General features: G+C 53.5%; 14 protein-coding genes. 10 read left to right on the plus strand and 4 right to left on the minus strand.

Features of this window, described 5'->3' with window-relative positions:
• The first annotated feature begins 104 nt into the window (after positions 1–104).
• The 5 genes from rpsO to cptA all read left to right on the plus strand — a co-directional run bounded on the left by rpsO (position 105) and on the right by cptA (position 7944).
• Entirely contained in the window at positions 105–374 is a 270-nt protein-coding gene (gene rpsO / locus J5069_RS11765) for a 30S ribosomal protein S15 (protein WP_195312637.1), read from the plus strand.
• 300 nt (positions 375–674) lie between these two features.
• Positions 675–2801 carry a polyribonucleotide nucleotidyltransferase gene (gene pnp, locus J5069_RS11770; RefSeq protein ID WP_264644060.1) on the plus strand — a complete coding sequence of 709 codons (2127 nt, stop codon included), beginning with the start codon at positions 675–677 and terminating at the stop codon, positions 2799–2801.
• A 131-nt stretch (positions 2802–2932) separates the two neighbouring features.
• Positions 2933–3817 (plus strand): lipoprotein NlpI, encoded by an 885-nt coding sequence (nlpI, locus tag J5069_RS11775; RefSeq protein WP_264644061.1) that lies wholly within the window; start codon positions 2933–2935, stop codon positions 3815–3817.
• A gap of 176 nt (positions 3818–3993) precedes the next feature.
• Positions 3994–5904 carry a DEAD/DEAH family ATP-dependent RNA helicase gene (locus J5069_RS11780; RefSeq protein ID WP_264644062.1) on the plus strand — a complete coding sequence of 637 codons (1911 nt, stop codon included), beginning with the start codon at positions 3994–3996 and terminating at the stop codon, positions 5902–5904.
• A gap of 315 nt (positions 5905–6219) precedes the next feature.
• Positions 6220–7944: a phosphoethanolamine transferase CptA gene (gene cptA / locus J5069_RS11785; RefSeq protein WP_413542227.1), complete on the plus strand. Its 1725-nt coding sequence runs from the start codon at positions 6220–6222 to the stop codon at positions 7942–7944.
• A 57-nt stretch (positions 7945–8001) separates the two neighbouring features.
• On the opposite strand, the gene J5069_RS11790 is transcribed toward cptA, so the two are convergent.
• The 3 genes from J5069_RS11790 to ubiU all read right to left on the minus strand — a co-directional run bounded on the left by J5069_RS11790 (position 8002) and on the right by ubiU (position 11030).
• A complete protein-coding gene (locus J5069_RS11790) occupies positions 8002–9033 on the minus strand; it encodes a luciferase-like monooxygenase (RefSeq protein WP_264644064.1) in 1032 nt (343 codons plus the stop codon).
• 97 nt (positions 9034–9130) lie between these two features.
• Complete coding sequence (locus J5069_RS11795; RefSeq protein WP_264644065.1) at positions 9131–10009, minus strand: U32 family peptidase; 879 nt, start codon at positions 10007–10009, stop codon at positions 9131–9133.
• A gap of 25 nt (positions 10010–10034) precedes the next feature.
• Entirely contained in the window at positions 10035–11030 is a 996-nt protein-coding gene (gene ubiU / locus J5069_RS11800; RefSeq protein ID WP_264644066.1) for a ubiquinone anaerobic biosynthesis protein UbiU, read from the minus strand.
• 368 nt (positions 11031–11398) lie between these two features.
• Here ubiU and ubiT point away from each other — a divergent pair, with 368 nt between their 5' ends.
• Together ubiT and J5069_RS11810 are read left to right on the plus strand one after the other, a co-directional pair.
• Positions 11399–11923 (plus strand): ubiquinone anaerobic biosynthesis accessory factor UbiT, encoded by a 525-nt coding sequence (ubiT, locus tag J5069_RS11805; RefSeq protein WP_264644067.1) that lies wholly within the window; start codon positions 11399–11401, stop codon positions 11921–11923.
• Positions 11917–12426 (plus strand): GNAT family N-acetyltransferase, encoded by a 510-nt coding sequence (locus J5069_RS11810; protein ID WP_264644068.1) that lies wholly within the window; start codon positions 11917–11919, stop codon positions 12424–12426. The genes ubiT and J5069_RS11810 overlap by 7 nt, the downstream gene beginning before the upstream one ends.
• Before the next feature lie 204 nt (positions 12427–12630).
• Here the strand turns inward: J5069_RS11810 and J5069_RS11815 are convergent, their stop codons facing one another.
• The gene (locus J5069_RS11815) at positions 12631–12933 is read right to left on the minus strand and encodes a GIY-YIG nuclease family protein (RefSeq protein ID WP_264644370.1); all 303 of its coding nucleotides are present in this window, start codon (positions 12931–12933) and stop codon (positions 12631–12633) included.
• A 290-nt stretch (positions 12934–13223) separates the two neighbouring features.
• On the opposite strand from J5069_RS11815, the gene J5069_RS11820 reads away from it, so the two are divergent.
• The 3 genes from J5069_RS11820 to deoA all read left to right on the plus strand — a co-directional run bounded on the left by J5069_RS11820 (position 13224) and on the right by deoA (position 17148).
• A complete protein-coding gene (locus J5069_RS11820; protein ID WP_264644069.1) occupies positions 13224–14750 on the plus strand; it encodes a methyl-accepting chemotaxis protein in 1527 nt (508 codons plus the stop codon).
• A gap of 235 nt (positions 14751–14985) precedes the next feature.
• Positions 14986–15765 carry a deoxyribose-phosphate aldolase gene (deoC, locus tag J5069_RS11825; RefSeq protein ID WP_264644070.1) on the plus strand — a complete coding sequence of 260 codons (780 nt, stop codon included), beginning with the start codon at positions 14986–14988 and terminating at the stop codon, positions 15763–15765.
• A 48-nt stretch (positions 15766–15813) separates the two neighbouring features.
• Positions 15814–17148: a thymidine phosphorylase gene (deoA, locus tag J5069_RS11830; protein WP_264644071.1), complete on the plus strand. Its 1335-nt coding sequence runs from the start codon at positions 15814–15816 to the stop codon at positions 17146–17148.
• The last annotated feature ends 30 nt before the right edge of the window (positions 17149–17178 follow it).

The raw sequence follows: 17178 nt of genomic DNA on the forward strand, positions 1-17178 counted from the left end.
GGCTGAGAGTAGAATGGCGCGGCCTATTTTTAATAGGTTACAGAGGTCGCTGAATTAGAGATCGGCACCTGTTTTTTTTATCTATACTGTTTTGGAGTATTACAATGTCTCTAAGCGTTGAAGCTAAAGCAAAAATCGTCGCAGAATTCGGTCGCGGCACTAACGACAGTGGTTCTACCGAAGTGCAGGTTGCTCTGTTGACCGCGCAGATTAACCATCTGCAAGGCCACTTCTCCGAGCACAAAAAGGATCACCACAGCCGTCGTGGTCTGCTGCGTATGGTTTCTCAGCGCCGTAAGCTGCTGGACTACCTGAAGCGTAAAGATGTAGCGCGTTATGCTACCCTGATCGAGCGTCTGGGTCTGCGTCGCTAATCTGGCGAGTTTCAGTGGAAAGGGGCCTCATAGGGCCCCTTTCTTCTAGGAAGTGCTTGCAAAACAGAGTAATGTATCACCGACTTTGTCGTCGCCGTTCGCTACAGAGGTTCGCGCGGCTAATGAGAAACTTTATGTCTCTTTCTGGACCTGTTCCAGCGTGGCGTGAGGGTTGTCATTAGTCGCGAGGATGTAGTGAGATGGTTTGTAATCAACGGGGAGACGCTGCGTCGAGCATAACGACATCGGCTGGCATCTGGTAAACCCGAGAATGATAAACCCTGAGTAAAGGATATTATTTTGCTAAATCCTATCGTACGTAAGTTTCAATACGGTCAGAACACCGTCACGCTCGAAACGGGCATGATGGCACGTCAGGCCACTGCTGCCGTAATGGTCAGCATGGATGACACCGCTGTTTTCGTTACCGTTGTCGGGGCGAAAAAGGCCAAAACGGGTCAGGACTTTTTCCCGCTGACCGTTAACTATCAAGAGCGTACTTACGCTGCGGGCCGCTTCCCTGGCGGGTTCTTCCGTCGTGAAGGCCGTCCTAGCGAAGGCGAAACCCTGATTTCTCGCCTGATCGACCGCCCGATCCGTCCGCTGTTCGCCGACGGCTTTGTGAATGAAGTGCAGGTTATTGCAACCGTGGTTTCGGTAAATCCGCAGATCAACCCGGATATCGTGGCGATGATCGGTGCTTCTGCGGCGCTGAGCCTGTCCGGTCTGCCGTTTAACGGGCCGATTGGTGCTGCTCGCGTTGGCTACATCAACGATCAGTTTGTACTGAACCCGACCATCGATGAACTGAAACAGAGCCGTCTGGATCTGGTCGTTGCCGGTACGCAGGGCGCGGTACTGATGGTGGAATCCGAAGCGGATCTGCTGAGCGAAGATCAAATGTTGGGTGCGGTGGTGTTTGGCCACGAGCAGCAACAGGTGGTTATCGACAACATCAATGAACTGGTGAAAGAAGCGGGTAAACCGCGTTGGGATTGGCAGGCACCCGCCGTCAACGTTGCGCTGTTGGAACGTGTGCAAGCACTGTCTGAAACGCGCCTGGGCGATGCCTACCGCATCACCGAGAAACAACAACGTTACGAACAAATCAACGTTATCAAAGCTGACGCTGAGGCCCAATTGTTGGCTGCGGATGACACGCTGGATGCGGGTGAGATCCAGGATATCCTGGGCAGCATCGAGAAAAACGTGGTGCGTAGCCGCGTACTGCGTGGCGAACCGCGTATCGATGGCCGTGAAAAAGACATGATCCGTGCGCTGGATGTGCGTACTGGCGTGCTGCCGAGAACCCACGGTTCTGCACTGTTCACCCGTGGTGAAACACAGGCGCTGGTAACAGCGACGCTGGGTACCGAGCGTGATGCGCAGAATATTGATGGATTGACCGGCGAAACGACCGATCGCTTCCTGCTGCACTACAACTTCCCTCCGTACTCTGTGGGCGAAACCGGTATGGTTGGCTCGCCGAAACGTCGTGAGATTGGTCACGGCCGTCTGGCGAAACGCGGCGTACTGGCAGTGATGCCTACCGCAGCTGAGTTCCCGTACACGGTGCGTGTGGTGTCTGAAATCACGGAATCCAACGGCTCTTCTTCCATGGCTTCTGTCTGCGGTGCCTCTCTGGCGCTGATGGACGCGGGCGTGCCGATCAAAGCCGCCGTTGCGGGTATCGCAATGGGTCTGGTGAAAGAAGGCGATAACTTTGTGGTGCTGTCCGACATTCTGGGTGACGAAGATCATCTGGGCGATATGGACTTCAAAGTGGCCGGTAGCCGTGAAGGCGTTACCGCACTGCAAATGGATATCAAGATTGAAGGTATCACCCGCGAAATCATGCAGGTTGCTCTGAATCAGGCCAAAGGTGCACGTCTGCACATTCTGGGCGTGATGGAACAGGCTATCGGCGCGCCGCGTGGCGACATTTCTCAGTTTGCACCGCGTATCCACACCATCAAGATCAGCGTTGACAAGATCAAAGACGTGATCGGTAAAGGTGGTTCTGTGATCCGTGCGCTGACCGAAGAGACGGGCACCACTATCGAGATCGAAGATGACGGTACGGTGAAAATCGCCGCAACCGACGGCGATAAAGCGCGTCATGCCATTCGTCGTATCGAAGAGATCACCGCAGAGATCGAAGTAGGTCGCGTCTACCAGGGTAAGGTAACGCGCATCGTTGATTTCGGCGCGTTCGTTGCCATTGGCGGCGGCAAAGAAGGTCTGGTACACATCTCTCAAATCGCTGACAAGCGCGTTGAGAAAGTCACTGACTACCTGCAAATGGGTCAGGAAGTTCCGGTTAAAGTACTGGAAGTTGACCGTCAGGGCCGTGTACGTTTGAGTATCAAGGAAGCAACTGCTCAGTCTCAGGATGCCGCTGCTACAGCGCCTTCTGAGGAAGAATAACAGCCGTTTTGCTGTTGTTTTGCCACTCCCCGCTCAGGCGGGGAGTTGGGCATTTTGTGAGGCGCGGATAGCCTTACATTGAGCGTGCGGGGACAGGATGTTCATCCAATGTTTGTCTTCGGGAGTGGGAAATGAAGCCTTTCTTACGCTGGTGTTATGTTGCGACAGCACTTATGCTGGCAGGATGCAGCAACACGGATTGGCGTAATAACGCGGTATTGGCAATTCCAGTGCAGCCTGCTTTACAGCAGGAAGTCATTTTGGCGCGCATGGAACAAATTCTTGCCAGTCGGGCGTTAACCGATGACGAACGCGCACAGCTATTATATGAGCGCGGAGTGCTGTATGATAGTCTCGGACTGAGAGCGTTAGCGCGTAATGATTTTTCACAAGCGCTATCAATCCGTCCGGATATGCCGGAAGTGTTTAACTATCTCGGCATTTATTTAACGCAGGCAGGCAATTTTGATGCTGCCTATGAAGCGTTTGATTCTGTACTAGAGCTTGATCCAACTTACAATTATGCGCGTTTGAACCGGGGCATCGCTTTGTATTATGGCGGTCGTTACCTGTTAGCGCAGGATGATCTGCTGGCGTTTTATCGAGACGATCCGAACGATCCTTTCCGCACGTTATGGCTGTATCTGGCTGAACGGGAGATAGATCCCAACACAGCCAAGGCCGCGCTGAAGCAGCGTTATGACAGTGCAGAAAGAGGTCCTTGGGGATGGAATATTGTCGAATTCTACCTGGGCAACATCAGTGAAGCTGTGCTGATGGAGCGCCTGAAGGCAGAAGCAACGGATAACACTTCGCTCGCTGAGCATCTCAGTGAAACTGACTTCTATTTAGGTAAGCACTACCTAAGTCTGGGGGACAAGAATAACGCCATGGCGTTGTTCAAGCTGACGGTTGCCAACAACGTACATAACTTTGTTGAGCACCGCTATGCATTGTTGGAATTGGCATTGTTAGGCCAAGAACAAGACGACCTATCAGGATCGGACCAGCAATAGCTGACGAACGTAATCAGCCGGGAACCACCGTTTCCATCGCCTTAACGGGCGAGGGCTTTTTTGTTCGTTTTTTAATCTAATTTGAGCCGGTTCACACTTTTCAATGAAAATGACTGAGTATTTTCTCGACAAGTTACGTGTAGACTGGCCGCCATTTCACTATGAGGCACGTTTACATGGCAGAGTTTGAAACCTCTTTTGCTGACCTGGGGCTGTCCGCTCCTATTCTGAATGCACTGTCGGATCTGGGATATGAGAAACCCTCTCCCATCCAGGCAGAATGTATTCCTCATTTGCTTAATGGTCGCGACGTGCTGGGTATGGCCCAGACCGGTAGCGGCAAGACAGCAGCGTTTTCATTACCGCTGTTGCACAATCTCAAACCTGAATTGAAAGCACCGCAAATGCTGGTGCTGGCACCGACCCGTGAGTTGGCGGTGCAGGTTGCTGAAGCTTGTAATGATTTCTCCAAACACATGCACGGTGTAAGCGTAGTAGCGCTCTATGGCGGCCAGCGCTATGACGTTCAATTGCGTGCATTGCGCCAGGGTGCGCAAATTGTGGTGGGTACACCAGGACGTCTGCTGGATCACCTGAAACGCGGTACGCTGGATCTCTCCAACCTGAGCGGTCTGGTGCTGGATGAAGCTGACGAAATGTTGCGTATGGGCTTCATTGATGATGTCGAAAACATCATGGCCCAGATCCCGGCTCAGCACCAAACGGCGCTGTTCTCGGCAACCATGCCGGAAGCGATTCGCCGTATTACGCGCCGCTTCATGAAAGATCCGCAGGAAGTGCGCATTCAGTCAAGCGTGACGACGCGCCCGGACATCAGCCAGAGCTACTGGACTGTGCACGGCATGCGTAAGAACGAAGCGCTGGTGCGTTTCCTGGAAGCGGAAGATTTTGACGCTGCCATCATTTTCGTGCGTACCAAAAACGCAACGCTGGAAGTGGCTGAAGCCCTGGAGCGTAGCGGGTACAACAGCGCGGCACTGAACGGTGACATGAACCAGGCGCTGCGTGAGCAGACGCTGGAACGCCTGAAAGATGGTCGTCTGGATATTTTGATCGCCACCGACGTTGCGGCACGCGGTCTGGATGTAGAACGTATCAGCCTGGTAGTGAACTACGATATTCCGATGGATGCAGAATCCTACGTGCACCGTATTGGCCGTACTGGCCGCGCCGGTCGTGCAGGTCGTGCATTACTGTTCGTGGAAAACCGTGAACGTCGCCTGCTGCGCAACGTTGAACGCACCATGAAGCTGACCATTCCGGAAGTGGAATTGCCGAACGTTGAACTGTTAGGCGAGCGCCGTCTGGCGAAGTTCGCTGCCAAAGTGCAGTCACAGCTCGAAAGCAGCGATCTGGATATGTACCGTGCGTTGCTGGCTAAACTGCAACCGGCTGAAGAGCTGGATATCGAAACGCTGGCTGCGGCATTGCTGAAAATGGCGCAAGGTGAGCGTCCGCTGATCCTGCCGCCGGAACCAGCGATTGAGCGTCGTCCGCGCCGCGAATTCCGCGATCGTGACGAGCGTAATGATCGTAATGACCGTGGCGATCGTCGCCCCGGTAATGATGGCGATCGTCCGCAGCGTCGTGAGCGCCGTGATGTGGGTGAGATGCAACTGTATCGCATCGAAGTGGGTCGTGATGACGGCGTTGAAGTTCGCCATATCGTGGGTGCTATTGCCAACGAAGGGGATATCAGCAGCCGCTACATCGGCAACATCAAGCTGTTCGCATCGCATTCAACCATCGAATTGCCGAAGGGGATGCCGGGCGATCTGCTGACGCACTTTACCCGCACACGCATCCTGAACAAGCCGATGAACATGCAACTGATCGGTGATGCACAGCCGTTCGAACGTCGTGAACGCAGCGACAGCCGTGGCGCACCGCGTTCTGGTGCTGGTGCTGGCGATCGTCGTGAAGGTGGACGTCGTTCATTCGGTGGGCAGGGTGATGCTCGCCGTGAAGGTCAGGGCGAACGTCGCGAACGCAATTTCAACCGCGACGGTCAACGCAGTGAAGGTCAACGCGCTCCGCGCCGCCGTCCTGCGGATGTTGGTCAATAAAAATCACATTGGGTAATCGGTGTATTGGCTTATCTTTGGGGCGAAGTTCAACACTTCGCTTCAAATAATAAAATAGTGCCTTACATAACTTTTACCCTTGTTTTTTTTTTGGTATAAAAAGCGGCCCGCCGATAATGGGGGGCCGCTTTTTTTTTGACTCACCGGCTGAACTTAATTTTATATTAAGGTCTTAAACGGATAGTGCTGCTCTTCGGTGTTGATTATTGCGGTGCCGGACGAGAGGTAATCAAAAAATAGACCTCATTAAAGTAGTGCTATTTGGCGCTGCATAAAAAATAACAACGTTGTGTGGAATTGAATATGTCTGAACTCTTTGTTAAAGAACGCTTTAGTTGGCGTTCGCTCGGATGGCTTTTGCTCTATTTTTGGTTTTTCTCCTGCGCACTTCAGCTTGTCATCGTTTTGACTGGTCACAGCGGCACCACGGGGCTACGTGATTCGTTACTTTACAGTTTGTTATGGCTGATCCCCGTTTTCGTTTTCCCTGCCAGAACCAAAATCATCAGCAGCGTACTGGGTATCCTGTTATGGGCTACCTCTTTGATCGCACTGGGTTATTACTCGATATACAAACAAGAGTTCTCACAGAGCGTCATGTTTGTGATGTTCGAGTCTAATAGCAAAGAAGCTGGTGAATATGTAAGCCAATATTTCAGTCTGAAAGTTTTGGCTATATTGATTTTTTATACGCTGATAGTCGGATTCCTGTGGCGTAAAGTGCGCCCGGTTTACCTGCCGTTAAAATATAAAGTCACGGTGTGCACCTTAATTGCCGTGGTGCTGTTTGGTGTCCCCCTTTATAAAAAAATGCACAATGAGGGAGAAACGCTGGCAGAAGCCAGTGGCTATCTGGCAAGCCGTATGTCGACCACCGCACCGTGGCAGTATATTGCCGGTTATGTTGAGTACCGCCAGCAATTAGAAAGCATGACGGAAATGCTCAAGCAGAATGCGGCATTGCCCCCTCTGGCAAACCTGAAAGATGCTAATGGCGATACGCCGCGTACGTTGGTGTTGGTGATCGGTGAATCAACCACCAGCAGCCGTATGAGCCTGTACGGCTATGGTCGTCAGACCACGCCGCGTCTGGATGCACTGCGTAAAAGCGATCCCAATCTGGTGGTGTTCAACGATGTGGTGACTTCACGCCCCTACACCATTGAAATCTTGCAGCAGGCACTGACGTTTGCCGATGAGCAGCAGCCGGATCTCTATCTGACCAAGCCCTCGCTGATGAACATGATGAAACAGGCCGGATACAAAACGTTCTGGATCACCAATCAGCAGACAATGACCAAACGGAATACGTTGCTGACAGTATTCTCTCAGCAGACTGACGAACAGTTCTATATGAACAATCAGCGCACTCAAAGCGCGCGTCAGTACGATGACGTGGTGTTCGCGCCGTTTGAAAAGGTGCTGACCGATCCCGCAGAGAAGAAGTTTATTGTGGTGCACCTGCTAGGCACTCACATGAAATACAAATTCCGTTATCCAGAAGATGCAACCAAATTTGTCGGGCGCGAAGGGATTCCTGACGGTGTGAGCGACAGCGATGTCGAAGTCTATAACGATTACGACAATGCCGAGCTGTACAACGATTACGTGGTTGAAACGCTGATCCGCACCTTTGAAAAAACGCAGCCGAATGGTTTCCTGCTCTACTTCTCGGATCACGGTGAAGACGTTTACGAGACGCCGCCGCACACCGTGCTCGGACGCGATGAGTCTGCACCGACGCGTACCATGTACACGGTGCCGTTCATTCTCTGGAATTCGCCACAGTGGCAGAAAGATCACCCGATCGACTATGCCCCTTACGTAGACCGGAAATACAGCAATGCGCATCTACTGCATACCTGGTCAACGCTGGCGGGACTCAGCTACGATCTTCAGGAGCCCGGAAAAAGCCTGGTCAGCCCTGCGTTTCGTCAATCAGAGCGTTGGATAGGCGATCCCTACAGTAAGAAAGGGCTGCGAACTTTTGATAGCTTGCCTTACACCGCAGGCGGAAAATAATCCTCAGGCCGTCACTGTGGTGGAGAGGGGATTCCCTCTCCACCAGACGGAATGGCGCTAGCCGATCACCGCCTGACGTATCTGCATGATCCGCTCGAAAGAGTCTTTTCGCGCTTGATGATCAAAAATCTGTCCGTTGATCATGATCTCATCTGCTTTTGTCTCTCGCAGCAGGCTACGCAAGCCGTGCTGCACTTTACTGTTGTCACCCACGATCGCCAAACGCAGCGCTTGATCCACGCCAAACTGTTCGGCTGGAGACCAGAGTGATTCCATATCTTGCACTGGCGCGGGCAGCGGTCCGGGTTGTCCGCGACGTAAATTCAGAAACTGCTGTTGGACCGAAGTGAACAAGAAACGCGCATCGCGTTCACTTTCAGCCGCAATGACATTCACGCACACCATGGCATAGGGCTTGTTCAGCGTAGCAGAGGGTTTGAATTTCTCCCGGTACAGCGCCATCGCCTGAAGCAACATATCCGGGGCGAAATGCGCGGCGAAGGCGAACGGTAAACCCAATGCCGCCGCTAACTGCGCGCTGTAGAGACTGGAGCCCAACAGCCAGAGAGGCACCTGCAAGCCTTGGCCCGGCACGGCGCGCACCGCTTGGTCTGGCTGAGCATCGGAAAAATAGCGTTGTAATTCCTGTACATCGCGGGGGAAATCGTCGATTTCCGCATTCTGGTGGCGACGCAGGGCCATCATGGTGCGTTGATCGGTGCCCGGCGCACGTCCCAGACCCAAATCGATACGTCCGGGGTAGAGTGATTCCAGCGTGCCGAACTGCTCGGCGATCACCAGCGGGGAGTGGTTTGGCAGCATGACGCCACCGGATCCTAGCCGGATACGCTCTGTGCCGGACGCAAGATAGCCGATCAGCACCGAGGTTGCGGCGCTGGCAATACCGGTCATGTTGTGATGTTCGGCTAACCAATAACGGTGGTAGCCCCATTTTTCCGCGTGCTGCGCCAGATCGAGCGAGTGATGAAACGCGTCTCTCGGCGTTGCCCCTTGTGGGATCGGCGCTAAATCCAAAACGGAAAATGGGATATCGTGAGAAAACAGGGCGGTTTGATTATTCGTTGACATTGCGGCAGGCTCACTGTGTTTTTTTCACAGTATTGCGCACGTTCGCACATTTTTATATTCAAAACGGGCGATCGGGCGGCGAGCCGCCCGTCGCCTATCAGGACACCAATTCCAGACCGGCAACGCGTCGCCAGTAGCCGTTACAATCGGCATCTTGCGTCAGGGCCAGTGGTGCCTGCCCGCGCTCGTTAGCCCGAAAGTTATCGACCAGAGCCAGTGTATCCAGCGATTGCGGTGACAGGCGGACGATATCTACCAGGCCTTTCATCGATGCCAGTTCGTTGCCGAGGTTATAGCAATAGCCGCTCATGGTCTGGATACCGTTGAGCACAAACACCTGTTGGTTTTCCTGCGACAGCATGGCGCGTCCCTGCGGGTACTTGATGCAGCAGGTTTCGCACTCATCCTTGGCGCGGTTTTCTGAGCGAGCGGTGAAACAGCGCGCCGAATAAGCCAGCGGTAAGTGTCCGTAGCCCAGCACTTCTACCTCGAACTGATGGCGAAAACCGAGCGCATCGCATTGGTCGAGCAGATCGCTCAGCCAGTCGCGGGAAAGCTCTACCGGCATGCACCAGCGCATCATCCCTTGCTTATGCAACAGGCGCAGCGTGTGGGCGTTGTAGCAGTTGAGCGCATGACCCGCGACAAACGGTAAATGGCGGTCCGCCGCCATGTTCACCGCGCCGAGATCGTTGGCTTCCAGCAGGAACTCGCCGTTCTCCACATAGCGTTTCAATTCGCTCAGTTCTGAAGGGGCCTGAATCAACGCCAACGAGGACAAAACGATCTGCTTGCCGCTGGCAGCGAGCTGTTTCGCCAGATCGAGCCAGTCGCCCACTTTGATGGCGCGTCGCTTGCTGCACACCGTTTCACCCAGATAGATAATATCGGCGCTGCTCTGGCTGGCTGCCTGATAAAAGGCTTCCACATCCGTTTTTTGCCAATAGTAGAGGATGGCACCTAACGCATATTTCATAGTGTTCTCTTCTCTCACCTGCCGCTTATTGCCATTTACGGTGGTACGCACCCAGCGTGGTTTGCGTGCCTTCCGCCACTGCTCCGAGCGCTGACATCCACTCCGCACTCGGGGTGAAAGTGCTGGGGGAGGCGAGGCAACGGTCAATGGCTTGTCGCCAGACGCGGGTGATTTGGCTGACGTAGGCCGGGCTGCGCTGGCGTCCTTCGATTTTTACCGAGGCAATATTGGCTGCCAGCAGGTCCGGCAGTAACTCCAGCGTATTCAGGCTAGTGGGTTCTTCCAGGGCGTGGTAACGCTCACCGCCAACCAGATAGCGACCTTTGCACAGCGTAGGATAACCGGCATTTTCATCGTCCTGATATCTGTCGATCAGGACATTGTTCAAGCGCGATTCCATCCCTTTTTCGGTTTGCTGCCAGCGCACAAAACGGGCGGGCGAACAGGCACCTACGGTATTGGGGGATTCCCCGGTCAGGTAGGAGGAGAGGTAACAGCGGCCTTCTGCCATGATGCACAGGCTGCCGAAGGCAAACACTTCCAGCGGCACCGGGCTGGTACGCGCCAATTGTTTGACCTGATGGATCGACAACACGCGAGGCAGTACGATGCGGTGAACCGCAAAATGGCGCTGATAAAAACGAATTGCCTCTTCGTTAGTCGCAGATGCTTGTACAGAGACGTGCCGTTCAATATGCGGATAGCGCTCTGCGGCATACTCAAGCATGGCAAGGTCGGCCAGGATCAACGCATCGGCACCCATGTTGGCGGCCATATCGACAGCGCGCTCCCAGCGTTGATAGCCGTTTGGGTGGGCGAAGGTATTGATAGCGATATGCAATTTGCGCTGATGGCGATGCACATAATCGCTCGCCTCCTGCAACTTCTTGTCCGTGAAGTTCAACCCGGCAAAGTGGCGGGCGTTGGTATCGTCTTTTAGCCCGATGTAAACGGCGTCGGCACCGTTATCAATTGCCGCTTTCAGTGCGGGCAGGTTCCCTGCGGGACACAGTAATTCCATACGGGTTTCCTCATTCATCAGGCTGCCTGATGTCATGTCAGGGCTGATGCAGGACGGGGACATGCGGAAAATGAGAATATCAACGCATAACCCTTCTTTAACGTTAGGGAATCTTAATTAACCCGCTGGTGCAGGACTTTGATTTAGGCCAGCTTATCGTGTAATGAATAGGGATTGCTTGCAGCATTACCGAGATTTCCGTGCATAATAATGAAATTATTGACCCGGTATCGCGTCTGCTTTACCGGGCTGTGGCAAAATAGCGTGATGAGAAAAGCAGCGCCTGCGGTACGCATGGCCTGAGCGGACTATGCGTTCAGCGGGTGAGTAGCTTGCATTGAACGGTTTGCTTTATAAGGGGTACGTCAGTGTTGGAAAAACTACGGGCACAGATTGTGCGTCAAGGTCCGGGCTTGTTAGGTAAGCCTCTGAAGTTTACCCCATTTGCCCTACAGCGGCAGGTGTTGGAACGGGTGCTGCGCTGGCAGTTTCAACAGGCGCTGGATGAAGGCGAGCTGTCATTTCTGACAGAACGCTGGCTGAAAGTGGAAGTCCGCGATGTCGGGCTGACCTGGTTCGTTACCTTGCGAGACGATCGTCTGGTGGTGAGCCAGCATGAAGTGGAAGATGTCAGCTTCAGCGCCGAAGCCAACGATCTGGTGCTGATCGCTGCGCGCCGTGAAGATCCCGATACGCTGTTTTTCCAGCGTCGCTTGCGTATTGAAGGCGATACCGAGTTGGGTCTGTACGTTAAAAACCTGATGGATTCTATCGATCTGGATGCCATGCCAGCGCCGTTGCGTATTGGCCTGCTGCGTTTGGCCGATTTTATTGAGGCGGGATTACACGAGGGCGCGATGCACGCTGACGATCGCGCACCCACCACATGTTAGTACGGGTGGAAATTCCGGTAGATGCAGCGGGTATTGATGCGTTGCTGCGTCGTGCGTTTCCCACCTCGGCAGAGGCCGAGCTGGTTCATCAACTGCGGGAAGACGGGCTGTTAACGCTTGGCGTTGTCGCGACGGATGACGAAGGCGTGGTGATGGGATACGTTGCTTTTAGCCCGGTAACCATCGCAGAGGAAGACCGGCAGTGGGTCGCTTTGGGGCCGCTGGCGGTGGATGAAACGCTGCGCCGTCAAGGGTGGGGGGAAAAACTGGTTTACGAAGGGCTGGATGCGTTAAACGAGTTTGGCTACACCGCCGTGGTGGTGCTCGGCTCTCCCGCTTATTATGCCCGTTTTGGCTTTGTGCCTGCCCGGGAGCAGCAGTTATGTTGCCGCTGGCCCGATAGCGACGATGCCTTCCAGATGTACCCGCTTTCCGATAACCATTTTGAAGGCGTGAGTGGCACTGTGGATTACGCCGCGCCCTTCCAACTTTTTATACCTTAAATAATTCGAGTTGCAGGAAGGCGGCAAATGAGTGACAAATCTGTCTGGAACAGATTTGAACAGCGCTTGCGCTGGCCCGCAGGGTGAATCTCAGGGATGAGATTCATTAATCCCGATGAGCTTACTCAAGTAAGTGATTCGGGTGAGTGAGTGCAGCCAACACACCTGCAACTTGAAGTATGACGGGTATATCCCCTGAGCGCTTCAGGGGATATCAAGGCGTATATAGTCAGAGAGCGCCGTAGGCTGGTCGCGTACCAGCCTCTCTTTTTGCTGCTTGCTCAGCTGCTTCAGGCGGTATTCCAACCGTAACGCCGTGGTGTGATCCCCCACGTCACAGTGATACACCAACGTCAGTTCGCCTTTTCCTCGCAGTGCCTTTGCGCCTTTTCCACCCTGATGCTGTGCCACTCTGCGCGTTACATCGCGTGTGATGCCGGTATAAAGCGCGCCGTTAGCGGTGCGCAGCATATAGAGTTGCCACTGGGGGCGTGAGGCGTCTGTCATGGTTAAGGAGGCATCTTTATCAGTCATGATAATGGCAGTGTAGCCCGAAGCGCTGAATTCAAAAAACCTTATATTTTCTAGGTCTTTGATGTAACGATAACTTTACTTACATTGATAATATAACGATATGCGCTTCCTTTTTAGTATGAACAGCCCCCTTTTGAAATGGCATAAGAAGTAAATATATCTCATTGGGTCTTTCATCGTTTTTAAAATTTTTTTTGAGAGGACATGAATACTTTAATCTAAGGATCGATATGCTGATAAATCTTCTATCCAGGGATTTTTCTATGAGCATTAAATTAAAATTGATTTCAGTCATGACGTTGATGGCATTGCTACTGGGTGTCGTCACGGTAATAGGACTGTCGGGTATTAATAACGTTAATCAGTCGATGAAAACCCTGTATAACGACAGGTTGGTTGCTTTGGGGTATCTGGCTAATGTCACTCGCCAGACGGACAGCGTGATGTTTGAAATTGCCAGCGTTGATCTGGCTCAGCCAGATAACCTCAGCAATGCGCTCAGCCAGATTGAGAATGCACTTAAATCCTATAACCAACAGTGGACGCTCTACAGCAATACCTATCTGACTGGCGAAGAGAAAACGCTGTTTGAAAAATATGCAGTATTACGTGAAGCCTATCATCAGAACGTTATTATTTCTGCTATCAATGCCATAAAGAACAATGACAAAGATAAGTTGGAAGATATTATTAATCATTCGCTTAAAAAAGAGTATTTGCCGCTGCAACGGGTTATCGACCAGCTTATCAAGCTCCAGTCTGACGTCGGCAGTACACTGTATTCTGAATCTCAAAATGATTTTAGTCGGATATTATCCATCGTAGTGATGATATTTTTAGCTGGGGTGTTGATTGTGGCGCTTTCCGGCTGGCGATTGATTATGTCGATTGCGGTTCCTATCAAACATGCGGTGGAATTGGCAAGGAAAGTCGCGAATGGCGATCTTACCCATCAGGTAGAGATCACGTCGCGTGATGAAATGGGGCAGCTTCAGACAGCATTACAAGAGATGATGCTGAACCTGACCGGCATCGTTGAGCGCGTTCACCGCAATGCCGATATCATTGCCACGGCATCCGGCCAGATTAGCAGCGGTAATATCGATCTCTCCTCTCGCACCGAGCAACAGGCCAGCTCTTTGGAAGAGACGGCCGCTTCAATGGAGCAAATCACATCGTCGGTGACGTTGAATGCGACCAATGCGGCACATGCCAGCCAACTGGCGGTTTCCGCCTCTCAGCAGGCCGTCAAGGGAGGGGACATGATGGTGGATGTGACCGCCGCGATGGAACTGATGGTGGCCTCATCAGAGAAAATCACCAGCATCATTAACGTTATCGAAGGTATCTCTTTTCAAACCAATATTCTGGCACTTAACGCCGCGGTAGAAGCGGCGAGAGCCGGTGAACAAGGGCGTGGTTTTGCCGTGGTGGCCGGAGAGGTGCGATCGCTGGCACAGCGCAGCGCCAGTGCGGCTAAAGAGATTAATGAGCTTATCAACGCCTCGGTTGAACAAGTGAGTCAAGGCCGCCATGTCGTCAGGAATGCGGGTAACGCCATTCAAGAGGTGGTGACGGAGATTAAGCAAGTGGCCTCACTGGTGACCGAAATCTCCACCGCCAGCCACGAACAAAGTTTAGGGATTGGGCAAATCAATACGGCGATTTCGCAAATGGAGACGGTCACACAGCAGAACGCCGCATTGGTGAATGAATCCGCTGCTGCGGCGAGTTCACTGGCCGAGCGTGCCGAAGAGCTCAGTATGGCCGTCGGCGCATTCCGTATCTGATTGTCATCACGTGAAACACATGGATGTGTTTCTCTCCAACCCGTCACAATATCCTCGCCGCTTAGGTTAATAGCCTACGGCACGTCGCTATCTCTCCTCCCGTCTTATACTGATAGAACAGCATGGTGGAAGGGTGACCCTCACCGCATTAATGTTGTTTAAATTACATTAAACTTTTTTTTTGTTATTATTCTCACAATAAAGCGTGAAAAACCATAACATACAGGATATTGCTATGACTGACTTAACTGCTGTAGCGCAACGTGCGCTGGGGCTAATGGATTTGACCACTCTGAACGACGACGACACACCAGCGCGGGTGGTCGCACTTTGTCAGCAGGCGCGTAGCGCGGCAGGAAACACGGCCGCCATCTGTATTTATCCCCGTTTTATCCCTCTGGCGCGTAAAACCCTGCGTGAGCAGGGCACGCCAGAGATCCGCATTGCGACCGTAACCAACTTCCCAGAGGGCGGTGATGATATCGATATCGCCTGCGCGGAAACCCTGGCGGCGATAGCCTACGGTGCCGATGAAGTGGACGTGGTGTTTCCCTATCGCGCGTTAATGGCTGGGGACACGGAAACCGGTCATACGCTGGTGGCCGCCTGCCACACGCTGTGCCAGAAGGCTGGCGTGGTGCTGAAAGTGATTATTGAAAGCGGCGAGTTGAAAACCGATGCCTTGATTCGTCAGGCGAGTGAAATTGCCATCGACGCTGGTGCCGATTTTATTAAAACCTCCACGGGGAAGGTGGCGGTTAACGCCACGCCGCACAGCGCTGAAATCATGCTGCAAACCCTCCATGATAAAAACGTCGGCGACCGCGTGGGCTTCAAAGCCGCAGGCGGTGTGCGCACCGCACAGGATGCAGCGATTTACCTGAAACTGGCTGATGACATCATGGGCGAAGGCTGGGCCGATGCCCGCCACTTCCGCTTTGGCGCATCCGGCCTGTTAGGCGATCTCCTTACTACGTTGGGGCAGAAGGGCGCTCCCTCGTCGTCGGGCTATTGATTATTGATGGCGTGGTGCATAACGGCAGTTTGATCGGGAGGCATGGCTGTGTTTCTGACTCAGGAAATCATTCGTAACAAGCGTGATGGCAAGACGCTGAGCGAAGATGAAATTCGTTTTTTCATCAATGGGATATGCGATAACAGCGTCTCAGAGGGGCAGATCGCCGCGCTGGCGATGGCCATCTGTTTTCGCGATATGACCATGGATGAACGCGTGGCGCTGACGCTGGCGATGCGCGATTCGGGCAGCCGATTACACTGGGGCGATCTCAACCTGAATGGTCCACTGGTGGATAAGCACTCGACGGGCGGCGTCGGCGATGTCACCTCCCTGATGCTGGGGCCGATGGTGGCGGCGTGCGGCGGCTATGTGCCGATGATATCCGGGCGCGGTTTGGGTCACACGGGCGGAACGCTGGACAAGCTGGAGTCGATTCCTGGCCTCAACATCTTCCCCGAAGACGAGCAGTTCCGCGACATCATCCGTCAGGTCGGCGTAGCGATCATCGGGCAAACCCGCTCTCTGGCACCTGCCGATAAGCGTTTTTACGCCACGCGTGATATCACCGCGACGGTCGACTCTATCCCATTGATCACCGCCTCAATACTGTGTAAAAAGCTGGCGGAAGGGCTGGATGCGTTGGTGATGGATGTCAAAGTGGGATCGGGTGCCTTTATGCCCACTTACGCGCTGTCGGAACAGCTGGCGCAATCCATCGTCAGCGTGGCAAACCGGGCGGGGTGCCGCACCACGGCGCTGTTAACCGACATGAATCAGGTGCTGGCGTCGAGTGCCGGTAATGCGTTGGAAGTCCGTGAAGCAGTTCGGTTTTTAACGGGTGAGCACCGTAATTCCCGGCTGTATGATGTTACCATGTCGCTTTGCATTGAGATGTTGCTGGCTGGCCGTCTGGCAGAAAATCCTGATGTGGCGCGCCAGCGTCTGCAAGCTGTGCTGGATAATGGACGTGCCGCTGAAGTATTCGGTCGTATGGTGGCAGCACAGGGCGGACCAACGGATTTTGTCGAGCAGATGGACGCTTATTTACCGGTAGCCGTGCTCAGTAAACCGGTGTTTGCCGCCCGCAGCGGTGTCGTTACCGCGATGGACACCCGGGCGCTTGGCATGGCGGTGGTCGCGTTAGGCGGCGGGCGTCGTCAGGCGGGGGACACTATCGATCACAGCGTCGGGTTGGATGCCGTGGTCAGCCTGGGCGATAGCGTGGATGCAGAGCGTCCTCTGGCGGTGATTCATGCCAACAGTGAAGCCGCATGGCAAGAGGCGGCGCAGGCGGTTCGAGCCGCCATCAGCATGGGTGATGAACCGCCAATAGCAATGCCGATGATTTATCGCTGTATCGGTGCCGATCAGGCTGATTAACACCGAGTCACCGGCTTGGGCAACGGCGAG

The sequence above is a fragment of the Candidatus Symbiopectobacterium sp. NZEC127 genome (assembly GCF_025962675.1).
Classification (GTDB): Bacteria; Pseudomonadota; Gammaproteobacteria; order Enterobacterales; family Enterobacteriaceae; genus Symbiopectobacterium.

Excerpts from the sequence above, each read along its gene's own strand:
- J5069_RS11790 (WP_264644064.1), bottom strand. The coding sequence starts at position 9,033 with ATGTCAACGAATAATCAAACCGCCCTGTTTTCTCACGATATCCCATTT.
- J5069_RS11820 (WP_264644069.1), top strand. The coding sequence starts at position 13,224 with ATGAGCATTAAATTAAAATTGATTTCAGTCATGACGTTGATGGCATTG.
- J5069_RS11815 (WP_264644370.1), bottom strand. The coding sequence starts at position 12,933 with ATGACAGACGCCTCACGCCCCCAGTGGCAACTCTATATGCTGCGCACC.
- rpsO (WP_195312637.1), top strand. The coding sequence starts at position 105 with ATGTCTCTAAGCGTTGAAGCTAAAGCAAAAATCGTCGCAGAATTCGGT.
- deoC (WP_264644070.1), top strand. The coding sequence starts at position 14,986 with ATGACTGACTTAACTGCTGTAGCGCAACGTGCGCTGGGGCTAATGGAT.
- ubiU (WP_264644066.1), bottom strand. The coding sequence starts at position 11,030 with ATGGAATTACTGTGTCCCGCAGGGAACCTGCCCGCACTGAAAGCGGCA.
- J5069_RS11795 (WP_264644065.1), bottom strand. The coding sequence starts at position 10,009 with ATGAAATATGCGTTAGGTGCCATCCTCTACTATTGGCAAAAAACGGAT.
- J5069_RS11810 (WP_264644068.1), top strand. The coding sequence starts at position 11,917 with ATGTTAGTACGGGTGGAAATTCCGGTAGATGCAGCGGGTATTGATGCG.
- nlpI (WP_264644061.1), top strand. The coding sequence starts at position 2,933 with ATGAAGCCTTTCTTACGCTGGTGTTATGTTGCGACAGCACTTATGCTG.
- J5069_RS11780 (WP_264644062.1), top strand. The coding sequence starts at position 3,994 with ATGGCAGAGTTTGAAACCTCTTTTGCTGACCTGGGGCTGTCCGCTCCT.